Consider the following 15,641-nt stretch of genomic DNA (forward strand, 5'->3'; position numbering starts at 1 on the left):
ATCATGTGAAAAATTTAATAATATGCTTTCCATTTATCACGATTTATTTTTAGGATAAATTTTTCATTTGAAATTTTAATTTCGTCAATTGGTGAATCGTTTACAGTAAAAATTTTTACATTCATGGTCGACTCTTCCGTAAATTCCATACCGATTAAGCTTTCTCTAATTGTAGTTTCGAGATTATACATAGGTTTGGCAAATACCAACTCAAGTTCTTCTAAATAACGAGCATTGGTTTTAGTGTAATCATCTTTCAAAATTCGAAGAATTAAATATTCAATATCGGTTCTGGTCATTCGATTTTTTTGTAAATAGAAATCGTTGGTTCGTAGTCCCAAATTATCGGGATACTTTGGGCTTTCCCAATTAGTATCTTCATCGTAAAAACATACAGCAAAAAATTTATGTTGCGCATATTGCTCTTTATATGCGTTAATAATGACTTTAATCACATCACTTAATGATGCTGATTGCATGAATTCATTAAAGGTTATTCTTAAATTACCTAATTCGAATTCTTTAGGGTCAAAACCATCAAGAATTAATTTTCTTTGATAATATAGAAATTCTAAGTTCATATTTATTTATTTATATAATGTGTGTAAGTTACTCTATCTTTTATAAGGTCAAATAATTGATTGAAAATTCTTTTTTCTATTCGGGTTGTGTCTCCTACAGATGTTTTTAAATAAGCTTTATATTGCATCCATAGAGTAAAAACTTTCTGATCTAAAACATCTCCATTATTTGCATAGTCTAAGGCTCTAACATCATTGACAGAATCATAAATTTTTCCATTTCTCAAGCTAAAAACACTCCCGTCAGGACCGACAGCTCTAATCTCTACTAATCTGTTGCTTATAAAAAAGAATAAATCTTCGATACTAAGACCACCACCTTTAGGGTGGTTATGTGTGACAATGCAGCCTTCAATATTTTTTATAATAGAGTCTGGCCATTTTATTTCATTTGGTAAATTAGAGGTGTGTTCAGCTTTATATTTAGTCTTTAAATTAAATGCCAGACCATGCTCAAATTTTTCTAGTTTTTTGCTCTGTTCAAATCCCTTAATTGTTTTTGGAGCAATATCCCTAGATATGTCAACTTTAGTTGCCAATATAGTGCTGTAATCGCTAGCAGATTCGGCTATTTCTTTTATTTCATCAACAATCCTAGCTTTATCTGATTCATCGATTAGTTTAGCTTCAATAAATTCATCAAGTTTTTTACTTAGTATTTCGCTATTATTGACTTCGGTAAGAACTTTGGCACTTCCTCGCAATCCTTCCTCGATAGCATCATATAAATCAACTGATAAAGTAAGCATTTCCATCCAAAAAAGAAAGTTTGTTAATGCTTGTCCAAAAGGAGTATCCTCTAATCCTGTAATTCTTAAAAGAATATTAATTGTTCCGCTAGATATTTCAATAGTGGCTAAAGTACCCTTAGCAGCTTTGTAAACATAAAATGTATTTTTTAACCGGACTCCATTTTTGATATAACCTGCAGCATCTGCAATACGTCCCAAGTGTCTGAACTTAGCTAAATTTGTAAAACCAGAAAGTGTGGTAAGTACATCAAAGGTATAAGATACCGCCGTACCAACATTACTCCAAAAAGCTTTATCCTCACTGGCTTTAATTAGTAGCGCTGGTGATATTTTTTGTACTCTAATAGCACTTTCTTCTGTAGGATTAGGTAAATATATAGGGTGTAACGGATGATACGTAATTTTCCAATTACCCTCTACCCATGACTTTATAAAATTACCATTATCATTAAAGAAAAAATCATAAATCTCATCCCATGAAGATTCATCAGGTGTAAAAGCTATATTCTCATCGTCGTTAAACTCAGCATCAATATTACTTGTGTAAAAACCTAAAAGTTTATTGGATTTATAAGTAAGCATTATAGGAGCTTTCTTTTTTTCCTCTTCTTTCAAGTCTGTTAATTTTGTAAAATAAGAGGTGTTTTTAAAGATAGGATGTTCTGGATTTACATAAGAGCTATTACGCCAAATTTTATAGATAAAATAATTATAATTTACAAAGTTATAAGTATGCATTCGATTGTAAAAAGCAATGAGATAACTTTCATGATTATATTTTCTAGTTAGCAATTCGTTGAGGATATAATCATTTTTGTCTTTGTGGTTTTTATATCCTTTATAATCTTGAATAAATAGTAAAGTTTCAAATAATCCCATTGTTATATCCTCCACATTTGGACCAAAATTTGATAACGGAATTCTCAAAACTCTTTTTATGGCTGACCATAGGAAATCTTCACCTAAAAATTCAGAATACGAATTATTGGAGAATAAAGCTTGTTTTTGAACAAAAAATTCGTCGGGAACATAATATAGAGTAGAGATAGTATCATAAATAGTAGTAAATACACTATTTTGCAAACTCTCAGCTACGATTTCAATATACTTCTTAAAAAAATCACTTCTTCGGAAACCAACGTCCTCTTCTAAAACATCTAAAGGAGATATGTTGTTTATAAAGTATGTAAGTACCATAAAAGCCAAAAAGCCTCTCGTGTAATTAAATTCAAGCCGTATAGCGGCCTCAAGAAATCCATTTTCCGCCATTGGAACGTTAAAGTCATTACGTGCATTATCATATTCATAATATAGAACTACTTTTCCGGATTCCTTTCTAATTTTCGGAAACCAATGGACTTTCCCTATTTGATTATTGAGAGTGACATTTACAGTTCTATATTTATCGTCGTGACCCCAATAAAAAGGAGTTGATATAATTTTATCCATGAACGAGTTAGTAAAACCAAAGGAATCTTTATAGTTTAATGTGTAGTCTCCATCTGTGAGACCTCCCAAATGCTTCGGATTATAATCTAAAAACTTCTGTCCAATAATAATAGCTTCAGGAAAAACAGAGATAAGAATATATAACTGCTCTTGTTTAATGTGATAGTAATAAGAAGCTCCAAGATTGATAGGTATGAAAGTGAGGTTGGTATATGGTAAATAATGACTTTCATTCGTATTATCTAGTAATGCATTTTCCAAACTTAAATAGGTAGTGCTATCGTTTTCTTCTCTTTTAAAAAAACATTTAACACTAGTGCTGTTATGGGTCACTACTAATGGTAAATTTGTGTTTATCCGTTTGTAAGCATTTAATCCATTGTCTCCATAAGTAGCAGGCAGAGAATTTTTGATTTCTTTGGTGACGTTTTCTGAATTAGGATCTTGTTCATTTTCTAAAAAATCGTGATCAATTCTAATTAAATGATAAATTTCACGATAATTATCATCCGAATTTTTAAATCTTCTAGGATTAAGATATCTAGTAAGTATATTTGCTTCTTCTTTCATTGTAAGTTGTATTTTTAATTTAAAAATCAACACAAGAAATTCCATCGTATCTCAAAATGATAGCGTAAAAGTCTTATGATTTTTTTGAAATTGATTATTAGCAATACTTATACTAAAAGACAGACTGTTTGCAGAAACAAAGAATGATGTGTATAATTATTATTTTAATAATTTAAATACACAGATTATGTATACAAAACTTGCATATAATGCTATCGCAAGAACATTATTTTTTATGAGAAATAATAACTTTACTGCTTGGAGAAGCTGTAGTTGCAGTAATTTATAGTAAAACCTTTGGGAATCAGAAAATAAAATCAAAAACAAAATCAAAAACGCTATAAATAATGTAGATAATAAGCGCTAAAACCACGAAAAAGAGTGCCAAACAAAAGCCACAACCTTTTTGTCCGCCTTTGATAGTAGTTTGAAATGTACTTTGATTTTGAGTATTGGTTTGCTCGTATTCTTCGTATTCCGCGAGTTGATTTTCAGGTAAAAAATAACCTTGCCAATCGTTTTCAGGAACAGATAAAACCCAATCGGCTCCACAATAGGAACATTGAAAGGTAGTTTCTCCTGCATTTTGAGCAATTTGGTTTGGGTTTACGACACGAACAAACGTACCATCGACAAGCTTCTTTCCCAAAGCCTTTTCAAAAGCGGCAAAATCTTCGTCCGAAAAAAAGCGTTCTGTAGCAAAACGCGAGCAATGTTGACACATAAAAGAGAATGTAATTTTGTTCTATACGTAGTTGTTTTTAAGCTTTTGTTACTTTTTTTGCCTTCTTTTTAAGCGTTTTTGTCTTCAACTTATTTTGCAAAGGTTGAATATTTTTTTCATCAGGCAAATGCTGAATATTGGGCGACACACATTTTTCACACATAATTCTTAATTTTCGTTTTCTTCAATTTCTTTCAAATCTTGTTCTTGTGCCTCCTTTTCTTTTTTTAACTGTTCAGCGGTATCTGTCTTAAAGGAATCCAACGTACTATTTTTGTCCGTTTCTTCAAGAACGTATGCAAACACAAATCCGCCCACATCTTTTACAGGTTCATACAATGCTGAATCATCAATCTTGTCTTTTTCTATAAACGCCATCGTATTATTGGTTCGCTCAAAAAACACCAATGCCGCTCCAATGATTACTGCCATTTTCAATCCGCCAAAAACACCGCCCAAAATTTTGTTCAAAATACCAAGTGCAGCAAAATCAGCAATCTTAGTCAATAACTTTCCAGCCATCGTCACAGCGATTAAAATTACGATAAAAGTAATGGCAAAAGCGGCTAAATTGACATATTTTTCCTCCCAAGACGGGAAATTTTCTACTAAAAAGTCGCCCGCGAAATAGGAAAAGTGAATCGCGCCATACAATCCAGCCACGAGCGCTACCAGCGAAGCAATTTCAACAAAAAGCCCTTTCATAAGTCCACGCGCAAAGCCAAATATGATAACGCCACCTAAAAAAATGTCAATAAAATTCATGCGTGTCGAGTTTTAACAAATATAAAACTTTTATTGGAGTATTTTATTGTGGGATGAATTGTGGAATTTGCATCACAATGTCTAAAAACTAAGTACCTTTGCAGCGGAAAAGAAAAAACGCATGGCAAGAGATGAAGTATTAAAACAACGTTGGGATACGGTGGTTGAAAAATTGACCAATCAGTTTGCAGAAGGCGATACGCTCGATTTGGATGCTATTATTTATTTGATTGGTGTTCAGGAACTTGGGCAAATTCACCGCACGTTTAAAAAAGACGACAAAGTTAATTTGATGCATATTGCCATTTGTCGTCTTTTAGAACCGTACGGTTACTACGAATTTGACTATTTTGATGAAGATGGCTGGCCACATTATATTTTTAAAGAAGAATTACCCACATTAAAAGCTGGTGAACAAACCGTTTTGATGAAAGAAGCCATCGTCAACTACTTTTTAGAGAAGGAATACATTGAATAAGCTAGTTTTTTCTAAATTTGCAAGCTAAATCAAAGATATCGTCATGATAGATAAGATCAAGGAACATATTGCTGAGGTTGAAAAATTTACAACCCAAGCAAAAGAAGAAATTGAAAATTTCAGAATTAAATACTTAGGAAGAAACGGATTGTTAAACGAGTTTTTTGCTGAGTTTAAAAATGTTCCGAATGAACAAAAGAAAGAATTTGGGCAAACTATCAATAAATTAAAAACAGTTGCGCAAGAAAAGGTCAACGCACTGAAAGAAGCGTTAGAAAATTCAGCTGAAGAAAAAGGTGTGTATGGCGATTTAACACGCCCGGCTCAACCGATTGAGATTGGAGCGCGTCATCCGATTTCTTTGGTAAAAAATCAAATTACAGAAATCTTTTCTCGTATTGGTTTTGATGTGTCTGAAGGACCAGAAATTGAAGACGATTGGCATAATTTTACCGCGTTGAATCTTCCAGAATATCATCCAGCGCGCGATATGCAGGATACGTTCTTTGTTCAAACCAATCCAGATATTTTATTGCGTACACACACAAGTTCGGTGCAAGTACGTTATATGGAAAATAACAAACCACCAATACGTACCATTTCTCCAGGAAGAGTATATCGTAATGAGGCGATTTCGGCACGTTCTCACTGCTTTTTCCACCAAGTAGAAGGCTTGTATATTGACAAAGAAGTAAGTTTTGCCGATTTAAAACAAACGTTACAACATTTTACCAAAGAACTCTTTGGAAAGTCCAAAATTCGCTTGCGTCCATCGTATTTTCCATTTACGGAACCAAGTGCGGAAATTGACGTGTATTGGGGATTGGAAACGGAAACCGACTATAAAATTACGAAAGGAACAGGTTGGTTAGAAATCGGTGGTTGCGGAATGGTAGATCCGAATGTGTTGACCAACTGTGGCATTGACCCAGAAGCATATTCAGGATTTGCGTTTGGTGTAGGAATTGATCGTATTGCGATGTTGTTGTACCAAATTGGCGATATTCGTTTGTTGAGCGAAAATGATGTACGTTTCTTAGAGCAATTCAAATCGGCGTTGTAATTTAAAATGAAAAAAGACATTGAAATTCCTAAAGTAGAAGGTGTGTATATGGCAGTTGTGCAAGAATACAACGACATTTACAAAACCGACGATTGGAACGCGTATATTATTAACGATACAGAGCAAGATTTAGAAATGCTGTTGGTCGTTTCTCGCGGTTACGATGCAGAGAGAGAAACTTCCATTATGCGTCATAAATTGGACAAATTACCTGCAAAATCGTACGCCAAAGCCGAATGGATGCAAGAAGATGTGTTTGCCCTAAACAATGAATTTCGCGTGACTTTTTTCCTAGAAAACAAAATGTATGATAAAAAGTATGTTTTCAGAAAAAATTCCATCAACAAAAATGCGTTTCAGCCGATTCCATTGATGAATACTAAGGGAGTTTTGGTGAAATAGATTTCTTTTTAGACACGCTTCACTGTTAGATTCTAGACCGCTTTGCTACTAGATTTTAGACTTTTTTTGTTATTCCTGCGGCTTTGTACTGAGCTTGTCGAAGTAAGGCAGGAATCCATTTTCAAATCATCAAATTAGCTAATCCAACTTCTCCGTCAATTTCTTAAAAACTTTTTTAGGATTTTTGTTTTGATATAAAATGGCGTAAACCGCACTGATAATCGGGATTTGTGTTTTTTTCTCGTTCTTTTGATTGAGTTCGTAAGCACTTTTGGTAGCGTAATAGCCTTCGGCAACCATGTTCATTTCCATCTGCGCAGATTTGACCGTATAGCCTTTTCCAACCATGTTTCCAAACATTCGGTTTCGCGAAAATACAGAATAGCCTGTTACTAATAAATCACCCAAATACGCAGAATTGTTGATATTTCGCTTCATTTTGTGAACTTTCTTAATAAAACGCTTCATTTCGCGAATAGCATTACTCATCAACACACTTTGGAAATTGTCTCCATAACCCAATCCGTGCGCAATTCCTGCAGCAATGGCGTAGATGTTTTTCAGCATCACAGCGTATTCTGTACCAATCACATCATCGCTGATTTTTGTTTTGATATAATCGCTTGATAAGGTATCGGCAATGATTTGTGCTTTTTCTTGGTCGGCACATGAAATTGTTAAATAAGAAAGGCGCTCCAGTGCTACTTCTTCTGCGTGACACGGACCGGCGATGACCGCAATATTGTCAAAAGGAATGTGGTAAATATCATGAAAATGTTCCCCAACCAATAATCCCGATTCTGGAATGATTCCTTTTACGGCAGAAACTACAATTTTATCTTTAATATCAACTGTTAGTTTTTGCAGTTCGCTATAAATAAACGCAGACGGAATCACAAAAATCAACACATCGGCATAGTTTGCAATTTCGTCAATATCGTTGCTTAATTTTAGTTTTTCTGTATGAAATTCTACCGAACTTAAATAGCTTGGGTTGTGTTGTTCTTTTAGTAAATGCTCTTTTGTGTACACACTTCGCATGTACCAGCCAATTCCGTCTAAATTTTCACTAAGCATCTTTACGATGGCTGTTGCCCAACTTCCAGCTCCAAAAACGGCGTATTTTAGTTTGTTATCCATAAAAGGTGAATCTATAATTCAAAAATACATAAAATATCGCTTTTACGCTTGTATTGGATTTCAGGCACTTACCATTTTTGGCATGTGTTTTGAAAGCAACTAAATAGTAACAACAAAAACGATTGGCTTATGAAGACTATAAAATTACTTTCGGCAATTATATTATTTAGTGTTACAATGAGTTCTTGTTATACAGAAGTTATTGTAGAAGACCCAATTATTGACGAGCCAGGGATTTCGTTACATCAGTTATTAAGCTCGTATGAATTGTGGTATATAAACATTAATCAAACAACCGGAAATGGAGAAGTTCCATTTTTACAACGAGCATTTACCGTTTCTTTTTTAAACGGTGTGTTGTATGCAAACAATAATATTTCGGGCATTGGAAACAACGGAAATGGTTTCGGCATTGATGTTGGTGTGTACAATACAGATTTCGATTTTGTAGATATTGATCATGATATTGACGGTTATTATCCGCTACAAGTTTTTCAAATCGGTCCAAACAGAATCCGCATGTACGATGCTGCTAGCAACACCAGTTATTATTTAACAGGATATCAGCGTTCTAATTTTGATTATGACTTTGTGTTCTATGATAATATCCACTATTTGCTACAAGAATTTACCGCTTGGAAAAAAATCTATACAAGTCAGGAAGGCATGTTGAACGAGTTTGATAATGAAAACTTCCTCACCTTTTTAGCAGGAGGAAATGACGATACATTTTTGTCGTCAACCGATTCAGCTGATACGCCAATAGCTAACATACTATACGATTACGAAGGAATTTATACCGTATATGACGTACAAGGCGATCCGTATTCAAAAGTTTTAACATTAGATTATGATTACTTGGACAATGAATACTTTGAACTCAACGTTATTAATGACGAAACTATCGAGTTATTTCACCCAGATTCGGGAACGACATACGAGTTTCAAGGAAGAGGTTTCATCCAATATTTGCGTTCTTCTGATACCACAGGAAACGGAAAAGCGGCGAAACAAACTGGAAAAAAACGTAAAAAAATCATCAATAAAATATTCAACAAAGATGATTTTAAGAAATAAGATATAAAGACTTTGGTTGGTTATTTAGTTTAGAAACAGTCTTTGCATTCGTGCAAAGGCTGTTTCTTTTTTATGACTACAAATTACAATTTCGCCAAAAGGCACACTTTTTCAGACCAAACGAAGAAATCACCGACATTTAAAGCTTAAAAAGGGGAAAAAACCCCTTGTGCTATATCTTGTAAACTTCCTAATATTGCGTTCTAAATAACTAACAACATGAGAAGTTACCGACCGCTAATCATCATTCCACTTTCTGTAGTGTTAATCATTTTGATGGTGATTACTTCTTTTACCACATCCAAAAAGGAAATAGTTGGTGCTTGGGTTTCTCAAGAAAATCCGACGGATAAAATTGAGTTTCTTCAAAATGGAATTGCCAAATCGTATTCTGAAACCGCTGAAAGCAAACCATTACACTACACAATTTCCGCAGAATGTGTTCATCATGAATCCAATGAATCTTTGTGTGTGAAAATTATTGACGATGAAGCCAATTTGTTTAAATGTTACGAGTTAAAAGATGCGGAAGCGAAAGAGGATAATGTGCTACTATTGGTAGATACCAACAATAATGAAGAGCATTTTTACACGAAAGTGTATTAGGTTTTTTATTAAAAGATTGAAGGATTTAATGATTAAAAAATTCCAAAAGCGACAGCAGTCTAAAGCAAAGCGTGTCTAAAAATCGAAGTCGTCTAACAAAGTCTAAAATCTACTTTTTATAAAAATTCATTTCATCAATATATGTCCAAACATCCTTTGGTAACAACGGTTTGATGTTTTTTTGCTCTTTGATAGCGTTTCGAATGAATGTAGAAGAAATTTCCATAATTGGAGCAGAAACGTGGTGAATTTTCGGATGATTGACAAATTGATGCTCTACTGTTCCTTCCGAAATTCGAGGATACACATACACATCGTGATTAGCCAAAATAACCTCGTAGTTTTTCCACTTGTGCAAACTCTTCAAATTATCTTCGCCCATAATTAAGCAAAACTCGTGTTTTGGATATTTTTCTTGTAAATGTGCTAAGGTATTTACGGTATAGTTCGGTTGTGGTAAGTCAAATTCAACCTTGCTAGGCTTGATTTTTGGATAGTCTTCCGTAGCAATCATGACCATTTCATAACGGTGATGATTTGCCAATAACGAACTTTTCTTTTTAAACGGATTGTGCGGCGTTACCACCATCCAAATGGCATCCAAATCGCTGTATTCTGCTAGGTGGTTGGCAATTGCCAAATGTCCAATATGAATAGGATTAAACGTACCAAAATACAAACCGATTTTCATGACAATTACAGATTTTCAATTCCTAAAAACTCAGCAACAACGCGAACAGCTTCCGCTTTTGCTTTGTCCAAATCGTCGTTCATAATGCGAACATCAAATTGTGGTGCGGTTGCCATTTCTGCAGGCGCTTTGGCAATGCGCATGTTAATTTTTTCTTGATTTTCCGTTTTTCTATTTTTCAAACGGATAATCAATTCGTTGATATGTGGCGGTTCAACAAAAACAGTCAATGTTTCTTCGGGAAATTTTCGCTTAATTCGCAAGGCGCCGACAACATCAATATCAAAAATCACGTTTCGTCCCGCATCACAAATACGATCGACTTCCGTTTGCAAGGTTCCATAATAATTTTCAGGATACACTTCTTCCCACTCTAAAAACTCTTTATTTTTGATTTTTTGTCTAAAATCTTTCGGAGATAAAAAATAATAATCTTTTCCATCGACTTCATTGCCGCGTTTTTCGCGAGAAGCTGCCGAAATGGAAAATTCTAAATTCAATTCAGGAACGCCTAACAAATGTCGAACAATAGTGGTTTTTCCAGCGCCAGATGGTGCCGCAAATACAATTAGTTTCCCTCTTTTCATTACAAAACGTTTAGCAATTGTTCTTTAATTTTCTCCAATTCGTCTTTCATTTGAACGACTAATTGTTGCATGGGCGCGTAATTGGATTTAGAACCGATAGTGTTGATTTCTCGTCCAATTTCTTGTGAGATGAAACCTAGTTTTTTTCCGTTGGAATTGGAAGATTGTAACGATGTTGAGAAATAATCTAAATGATTTGCCAAACGCACTTTTTCTTCTGTGATGTCAAATTTTTCTAGGTAATAAATCAACTCTTGTTCGAAACGATTTTCGTCTACTTGCTCTTTCAAATCATCCAACGCTTTGCGCAAACGAACTTTCACAGACGTCATGCGTTCGTCGTCCATATCCGTAACTTTTTGAAGCAATTCAGCAATATTATGGATGCGCAATCTAAAATCTTCCTCGAGTACTTTTCCTTCGGCAATTCGGTATTCATCCAATTGTTCAATAGCGTGTTGCAATACATTTTGAATGATTTCAAATTCTTGCTCGTCAATCTCTTCGCGTTCTGTTTTTAACGAATCTGGCATTCGCACCACCATTTTCAACAATTCCACAGCATCGGCGTCGGGTTGAATTTCACGAAGTTGACGCATATATTCGTTTACCACAGCTTTATTAATCACGGTAGACGTTTCTTCAGCGGTCATTTCCAAATACAGCGAAAAATCGACTTTTCCACGCAATAAAGTCTCTGCAATTGTTTTGCGCATATTCAATTCTTTTTCTCGGTAAGACGAAGGAATTCGCGCGTTTAAATCCAAGCTCTTACTGTTGAGCGATTTCAATTCAATCGTTATTTTTTTGGTTGGAAGTTGTTCTACAGCCTTTCCAAATCCTGTCATAGACTTTATCATATGGCAAAAATAATAAAATTAGCGACAACGCTTGGCTTTATACGTTGCTATTCTGTACACTTTCAAGCACCATTCCAAAAAAGTAAAAAAGCTTTCGCTATAAAATTCTAACAAAATTAGATGTTAAACAAATAGAAATCCTTCATAATATCTGATGTTTTTATATTTTTGAGAAAACTAACGAATGCCATTATTATTACTATCCATTGCGCCTGCGCTTTTGATCATTTTTTACATTTATTACAGTGATAAATATGACAAAGAGCCGCGACATCTCCTTGTAATTTGCTTTTTGCTAGGAGCTATTGGTAGTATTTTAATTTCCACAGGCACAAATGCTGTTGTTTCTGAATATTATCCAGAGTTAAAACTTAAAGTGTGGTGGATTCAGTTCTGCAAAGCCTTTTTTGTGGTTGCCTTGGTGGAAGAATTCAGCAAATATATTTTTGTACGCTATTTTGCGCAACGACACAGAGAATTTGACGAACCTTACGACGGAATCATGTATGCCATTATGGTTTCTATGGGTTTTGCGGTAACGGAAAACTTGGCGTATGTGTTTCAAGGCGGAATAGAAACCGCTATTTACAGAGCATTTACAGCAGTTCCAGCGCATGCGACGTTCGGAATTATTATGGGATATTACATGGGAAAAGCAAAATTTTCTCGAAATCGTGTCAAATACAATCTCTTAGGTTTGGGATTGGCAACAATCTTTCACGGAACCTATGATTTTTTCCTATTTATCAATTACATTCCAGGCATTTCTATTGGCGCTTTCATGTCGTTGGCAGTGGGCATTTTGCTTTCGCAGAAAGCCATTCGAATTCACCAGCAAAACTCACATTTTAAGCCAAAGTAGCAAAGTCAAACGCTCTTTTTTCATTGTAATAGACTTCGCCACCATCAAAAAAACCTACATGGCCACCATATTTTGGCATTTCAAAATAAAAATGTTCATTCTGTTCTGCTTCTTCTATCGGATAACAACATTTGGACAAAAAGGAATCATTTTTGGCGTTTATCAATAATGTCGGAATTTTAATAGTTGGAATAAACTGTTTAGACGAACACTTGTCGTAATAATCTTGTGCGTCTTCAAAACCGTGTGCTTTGGACGTGTATAAGTTATCAATTTGAAACATGGATCGTGCTTTTTTAATTTCTTCCAAACTAATTAAACTTGGAAAAGCAGCGTGTTTCTCCAATAACTTTTTTCGTAAATATTTGATAAACATTCTATTGTATAAATAATTTTCCACACGGCGCATTTGCTTTAATGAACCATCTAGCTGACACGGTACCGAAACGGCAATAGCTGCTTTTACTTCTTTCGGAACGCGAATAGGTTCGCCTAAGTATTTCAACAATAAATTTCCACCCAAACTAAAACCCTTCATCACAATATGCCCGTATTGTGGATATTGGGTTAAAATATGTGTCATGACTTCTCTTAAATCTTCCGTAGCACCAGCAGTATATGCTCTAAACAAACGGTTCTGTTCGCCACTGCAACTTCTATAATTCATTGCAACCGCATCATAACCGTTGCGATTAAAAACTTTTGCTGTTCCTTTAATATATGCCCGTTGCGCATTGCCTTCCAAACCGTGTAAAATTACAATCAACTTGGAAACATTTTTATGATGAGCAGCATAACTCCAATCCAAATCTATAAAATCGTTATCGCTCAAAGTAATACGTTCTCTTCTTTGATATACACCATCAACTTTTCTATATAAACCAGCATAAACGGTAGAAAAGTGCCCATTTTTAAAAATATGTGGTGGATTGTAATGACTTTTAATTATTGGCATGTTATTTTTGGTACTAAAAAATAAAAAAATAAATATAATGTATTTTAAAGAATTTGACATTCGTTGGAGCGATTTAGATGCAAATCGTCACTTAGCCAACTCAGCATATATCAATTTTATGAGTCATACGCGTATGGGGTTTTTGATTGAAAATGGCTTTACACAAAAAGAATTAGCCAAAAACAACATTGGTCCTGTCGTATTTTATGAACACATGTATTACTTTAAAGAAGCCTTTCCAGGGAAACCTGTACGTGTTTCTTTGGAAGTTGCAGGTTTAAGCGAAGACGGAATGTTCTTTGAATTTCTTCATAATTTTTATGATACGAATGGAAAAAACTTTGCCAGTTGCGAAATGATGGGCGCTTGGATCGATTTACAAACACGCCAACTCATCGGTTTGCCAGCACAATTCAACGATGCTATTCGCAATGTACCACGCGCAAAAAACTTCAAAATCTTAACCAAAGAGGATACACGTCGTTTCGGGAAAAAACCTGAAAACTTACAGTAACTGTTTGATTGTTAGTTAAAAAAAGGTACATTTAGTTACACCTTAACAAAAAACTTTAATAACTAACATTCACTAATTATGGAAAACGTAAATTGGATTGCACTCGCGGTAGCTGCATTATCAACTCTTGTCATCGGATTTATTTGGTACGGACCGTTATTTGGAAAAGCTTGGATGAAAGAAACCGGCATCACAGAAGCACAAGCACAAAAAGGCATGCCCTTACGCTTTGGACTTAGCGTAGTTTTGGCGTTTGTAGCTGTATTTTTTATTTACATGGTTTCTGTTGTAACTGGCGGAGAACCAGGAGATCCACACGGACAAGAAAAATATTTAACTTTTGGTCACGGAGCAATTCATGGTATTTTTGTGGCACTTTTTATAGCAATGCCAGTCTTAGCCACAAATGCCCTTTTTGAGCAAAAATCATTCAAATATATTCTAATTAATGTTGGCTATTGGGTAGTTACGTTTGCCATTATGGGCGGAATTGTAAATGCTTGGACATAACTGTTAGATTGAGATTCTGAATTTTAATAAATAAAAAATGTCAAATCGAGCGCAGTCGAGATTCAATGGAAACGTGAGTTTTCTTAGATTTTTCGACTGCTCTTGAATCGTTTTCAACAAATCATCCTCTCCAAATAGAATGATTCAAACCAATAATAAACGGAATTCCACGATACACAGCAATATCTAAAGCTTTTCCGCCACCGCGATATTCATACCAGCGATTCAAACGGTGATAAAAAATTCCATTATTTACACCAATTACCCAAACGGTTCCATTACGGTCACAAGCAATTTTTTGACCAATTCCACCACCGCGAAGCTGTAGCCAGCCCATACCATTTCCGCGCCAAATACTGCCATCTTCTGCAATAATATACGGAATGCCATTATGTGCAGCAATATCTACCGCTTTTCCGCCGCTAGGATACAAATTCCAATTGCGACCATCAAATGAAAAAATGTTATTATTGATACCAATCAACCATAATTGACCATTATCGCTGTAAATTCGCTTACCAAGTCCATTACCAGGCATTGGAACCCAACCAGAACCTGTTCCTTTCCAAATTCCATTATTCACTCCAATAATATAGGGCGTTCCATTATGTACAGTTATATCTACCGCTTTTCCATTGCCCGGATATTCTTGCCACAAGCGACCATTGTATGAAAAAATACTATTTCCCATACCAATTACCCAAAGCGTTCCGTTGTCATTATAAATGGCTTGCCCTTTTCCGCCGCCAGGAAGTTGTTTCCAAACTTGCGCATCTACAGAAGTAACACAAAATAGGAATAAAGCGAGTACATAGGTAATTTTTCTCATGATGATAGTATTTTTCAAGATTGTTTCTAAAAATACAAATTTAATGCCATTCTATTAGGTAAAATATTATGCAGTCTGTATTTTGAAATCAATAGTATTTTGTAAAAAATGTTCAAAAACATGCAAAAATTGGAGAAAAAAGAAAACGTTTTCGTGAAAAATCAATCAATTATTTAAAAAACGTCTAATTGCCTTTTTATGAAAAATACAATCAAAAAATTATCAA

At 34.7% G+C, this 15,641-nt stretch carries 18 protein-coding genes; 8 read left to right on the forward strand and 10 right to left on the reverse strand.

Features of this window, described 5'->3' with window-relative positions:
- Window positions 1-14: 14 nt before the first annotated feature.
- The 4 genes from C8N46_RS14200 to C8N46_RS14215 form a co-directional block, all read right to left on the reverse strand.
- On the reverse strand, window positions 15-581 hold the full coding sequence (locus tag C8N46_RS14200; protein ID WP_108115565.1) for a hypothetical protein: 567 nt from the start codon (window positions 579-581) through the stop codon (window positions 15-17).
- Between the two features lie 2 nt (window positions 582-583).
- A complete protein-coding gene (locus C8N46_RS14205) occupies window positions 584-3,352 on the reverse strand; it encodes a hypothetical protein (RefSeq protein ID WP_146169828.1) in 2,769 nt (922 codons plus the stop codon).
- Between the two features lie 304 nt (window positions 3,353-3,656).
- Window positions 3,657-4,076 carry a hypothetical protein gene (locus C8N46_RS14210; RefSeq protein WP_108115567.1) on the reverse strand — a complete coding sequence of 140 codons (420 nt, stop codon included), beginning with the start codon at window positions 4,074-4,076 and terminating at the stop codon, window positions 3,657-3,659.
- A gap of 168 nt (window positions 4,077-4,244) precedes the next feature.
- Window positions 4,245-4,841 (reverse strand): CvpA family protein, encoded by a 597-nt coding sequence (locus C8N46_RS14215; RefSeq protein ID WP_108115568.1) that lies wholly within the window; start codon window positions 4,839-4,841, stop codon window positions 4,245-4,247.
- Window positions 4,842-4,962: 121 nt separating this feature from the next.
- Here C8N46_RS14215 and C8N46_RS14220 point away from each other — a divergent pair, with 121 nt between their 5' ends.
- The 3 genes from C8N46_RS14220 to C8N46_RS14230 are packed head-to-tail and all read left to right on the forward strand — an operon-like array spanning window position 4,963 to window position 6,784.
- The gene (locus C8N46_RS14220; protein WP_108115569.1) at window positions 4,963-5,319 is read left to right on the forward strand and encodes a hypothetical protein; all 357 of its coding nucleotides are present in this window, start codon (window positions 4,963-4,965) and stop codon (window positions 5,317-5,319) included.
- A gap of 43 nt (window positions 5,320-5,362) precedes the next feature.
- Window positions 5,363-6,382: a phenylalanine--tRNA ligase subunit alpha gene (gene pheS, locus C8N46_RS14225; protein ID WP_108115570.1), complete on the forward strand. Its 1,020-nt coding sequence runs from the start codon at window positions 5,363-5,365 to the stop codon at window positions 6,380-6,382.
- Window positions 6,383-6,388: 6 nt separating this feature from the next.
- The gene (locus tag C8N46_RS14230) at window positions 6,389-6,784 is read left to right on the forward strand and encodes a hypothetical protein (protein ID WP_108115571.1); all 396 of its coding nucleotides are present in this window, start codon (window positions 6,389-6,391) and stop codon (window positions 6,782-6,784) included.
- A 138-nt stretch (window positions 6,785-6,922) separates the two neighbouring features.
- Here C8N46_RS14230 and C8N46_RS14235 read toward each other — a convergent pair whose 3' ends face one another.
- Window positions 6,923-7,924, reverse strand: coding sequence for an NAD(P)H-dependent glycerol-3-phosphate dehydrogenase (locus C8N46_RS14235; RefSeq protein ID WP_108115572.1), 1,002 nt, complete (start codon window positions 7,922-7,924; stop codon window positions 6,923-6,925).
- A gap of 129 nt (window positions 7,925-8,053) precedes the next feature.
- Here C8N46_RS14235 and C8N46_RS14240 point away from each other — a divergent pair, with 129 nt between their 5' ends.
- Together C8N46_RS14240 and C8N46_RS14245 are read left to right on the forward strand one after the other, a co-directional pair.
- A complete protein-coding gene (locus C8N46_RS14240) occupies window positions 8,054-9,001 on the forward strand; it encodes a nicotinic acid mononucleotide adenyltransferase (protein WP_108115573.1) in 948 nt (315 codons plus the stop codon).
- A 219-nt stretch (window positions 9,002-9,220) separates the two neighbouring features.
- Window positions 9,221-9,607, forward strand: coding sequence for a hypothetical protein (locus tag C8N46_RS14245; RefSeq protein ID WP_108115574.1), 387 nt, complete (start codon window positions 9,221-9,223; stop codon window positions 9,605-9,607).
- A gap of 109 nt (window positions 9,608-9,716) precedes the next feature.
- Here C8N46_RS14245 and nadD read toward each other — a convergent pair whose 3' ends face one another.
- From nadD to C8N46_RS14260, 3 genes are read right to left on the reverse strand one after another with little or no spacing between them, the layout of a single operon-like run.
- Window positions 9,717-10,298 (reverse strand): nicotinate (nicotinamide) nucleotide adenylyltransferase, encoded by a 582-nt coding sequence (gene nadD, locus C8N46_RS14250; protein WP_108115575.1) that lies wholly within the window; start codon window positions 10,296-10,298, stop codon window positions 9,717-9,719.
- A gap of 5 nt (window positions 10,299-10,303) precedes the next feature.
- Entirely contained in the window at window positions 10,304-10,885 is a 582-nt protein-coding gene (gene gmk, locus C8N46_RS14255; RefSeq protein ID WP_108115576.1) for a guanylate kinase, read from the reverse strand.
- Complete coding sequence (locus tag C8N46_RS14260) at window positions 10,885-11,733, reverse strand: YicC family protein (RefSeq protein WP_245896869.1); 849 nt, start codon at window positions 11,731-11,733, stop codon at window positions 10,885-10,887. The genes gmk and C8N46_RS14260 overlap by 1 nt, the downstream gene beginning before the upstream one ends.
- Window positions 11,734-11,929: 196 nt before the next feature.
- Between C8N46_RS14260 and C8N46_RS14265 the strand changes: the two genes are divergently transcribed.
- The gene (locus C8N46_RS14265; protein ID WP_108115578.1) at window positions 11,930-12,607 is read left to right on the forward strand and encodes a PrsW family intramembrane metalloprotease; all 678 of its coding nucleotides are present in this window, start codon (window positions 11,930-11,932) and stop codon (window positions 12,605-12,607) included.
- On the opposite strand, the gene C8N46_RS14270 is transcribed toward C8N46_RS14265, so the two are convergent.
- On the reverse strand, window positions 12,594-13,562 hold the full coding sequence (locus tag C8N46_RS14270; RefSeq protein WP_108115625.1) for a YheT family hydrolase: 969 nt from the start codon (window positions 13,560-13,562) through the stop codon (window positions 12,594-12,596). The genes C8N46_RS14265 and C8N46_RS14270 overlap by 14 nt on opposite strands.
- Window positions 13,563-13,599: 37 nt before the next feature.
- Here C8N46_RS14270 and C8N46_RS14275 point away from each other — a divergent pair, with 37 nt between their 5' ends.
- Window positions 13,600-14,076 (forward strand): acyl-CoA thioesterase, encoded by a 477-nt coding sequence (locus C8N46_RS14275; RefSeq protein WP_108115579.1) that lies wholly within the window; start codon window positions 13,600-13,602, stop codon window positions 14,074-14,076.
- Window positions 14,077-14,154: 78 nt separating this feature from the next.
- Window positions 14,155-14,586, forward strand: coding sequence for a DUF1761 domain-containing protein (locus C8N46_RS14280; protein WP_108115580.1), 432 nt, complete (start codon window positions 14,155-14,157; stop codon window positions 14,584-14,586).
- A gap of 121 nt (window positions 14,587-14,707) precedes the next feature.
- Here the strand turns inward: C8N46_RS14280 and C8N46_RS14285 are convergent, their stop codons facing one another.
- Window positions 14,708-15,415 carry a hypothetical protein gene (locus C8N46_RS14285; protein ID WP_108115581.1) on the reverse strand — a complete coding sequence of 236 codons (708 nt, stop codon included), beginning with the start codon at window positions 15,413-15,415 and terminating at the stop codon, window positions 14,708-14,710.
- Window positions 15,416-15,641 lie beyond the last annotated feature (226 nt).

The organism is Kordia periserrulae, from assembly GCF_003054265.1.
GTDB classification, from domain to species: Bacteria; Bacteroidota; Bacteroidia; order Flavobacteriales; family Flavobacteriaceae; genus Kordia; species Kordia periserrulae.

What these genes read in the sequence shown, in the direction of transcription:
- C8N46_RS14200 (WP_108115565.1), bottom strand. Translation starts at nt 581, where the DNA reads ATGAACTTAGAATTTCTATATTATCAAAGAAAATTAATTCTTGATGGT.
- C8N46_RS14205 (WP_146169828.1), bottom strand. Translation starts at nt 3,352, where the DNA reads ATGAAAGAAGAAGCAAATATACTTACTAGATATCTTAATCCTAGAAGA.
- C8N46_RS14210 (WP_108115567.1), bottom strand. Translation starts at nt 4,076, where the DNA reads ATGTGTCAACATTGCTCGCGTTTTGCTACAGAACGCTTTTTTTCGGAC.
- C8N46_RS14215 (WP_108115568.1), bottom strand. Translation starts at nt 4,841, where the DNA reads ATGAATTTTATTGACATTTTTTTAGGTGGCGTTATCATATTTGGCTTT.
- C8N46_RS14220 (WP_108115569.1), top strand. Translation starts at nt 4,963, where the DNA reads ATGGCAAGAGATGAAGTATTAAAACAACGTTGGGATACGGTGGTTGAA.
- pheS (WP_108115570.1), top strand. Translation starts at nt 5,363, where the DNA reads ATGATAGATAAGATCAAGGAACATATTGCTGAGGTTGAAAAATTTACA.
- C8N46_RS14230 (WP_108115571.1), top strand. Translation starts at nt 6,389, where the DNA reads ATGAAAAAAGACATTGAAATTCCTAAAGTAGAAGGTGTGTATATGGCA.
- C8N46_RS14235 (WP_108115572.1), bottom strand. Translation starts at nt 7,924, where the DNA reads ATGGATAACAAACTAAAATACGCCGTTTTTGGAGCTGGAAGTTGGGCA.
- C8N46_RS14240 (WP_108115573.1), top strand. Translation starts at nt 8,054, where the DNA reads ATGAAGACTATAAAATTACTTTCGGCAATTATATTATTTAGTGTTACA.
- C8N46_RS14245 (WP_108115574.1), top strand. Translation starts at nt 9,221, where the DNA reads ATGAGAAGTTACCGACCGCTAATCATCATTCCACTTTCTGTAGTGTTA.
- nadD (WP_108115575.1), bottom strand. Translation starts at nt 10,298, where the DNA reads ATGAAAATCGGTTTGTATTTTGGTACGTTTAATCCTATTCATATTGGA.
- gmk (WP_108115576.1), bottom strand. Translation starts at nt 10,885, where the DNA reads ATGAAAAGAGGGAAACTAATTGTATTTGCGGCACCATCTGGCGCTGGA.
- C8N46_RS14260 (WP_245896869.1), bottom strand. Translation starts at nt 11,733, where the DNA reads ATGACAGGATTTGGAAAGGCTGTAGAACAACTTCCAACCAAAAAAATA.
- C8N46_RS14265 (WP_108115578.1), top strand. Translation starts at nt 11,930, where the DNA reads ATGCCATTATTATTACTATCCATTGCGCCTGCGCTTTTGATCATTTTT.
- C8N46_RS14270 (WP_108115625.1), bottom strand. Translation starts at nt 13,562, where the DNA reads ATGCCAATAATTAAAAGTCATTACAATCCACCACATATTTTTAAAAAT.
- C8N46_RS14275 (WP_108115579.1), top strand. Translation starts at nt 13,600, where the DNA reads ATGTATTTTAAAGAATTTGACATTCGTTGGAGCGATTTAGATGCAAAT.
- C8N46_RS14280 (WP_108115580.1), top strand. Translation starts at nt 14,155, where the DNA reads ATGGAAAACGTAAATTGGATTGCACTCGCGGTAGCTGCATTATCAACT.
- C8N46_RS14285 (WP_108115581.1), bottom strand. Translation starts at nt 15,415, where the DNA reads ATGAGAAAAATTACCTATGTACTCGCTTTATTCCTATTTTGTGTTACT.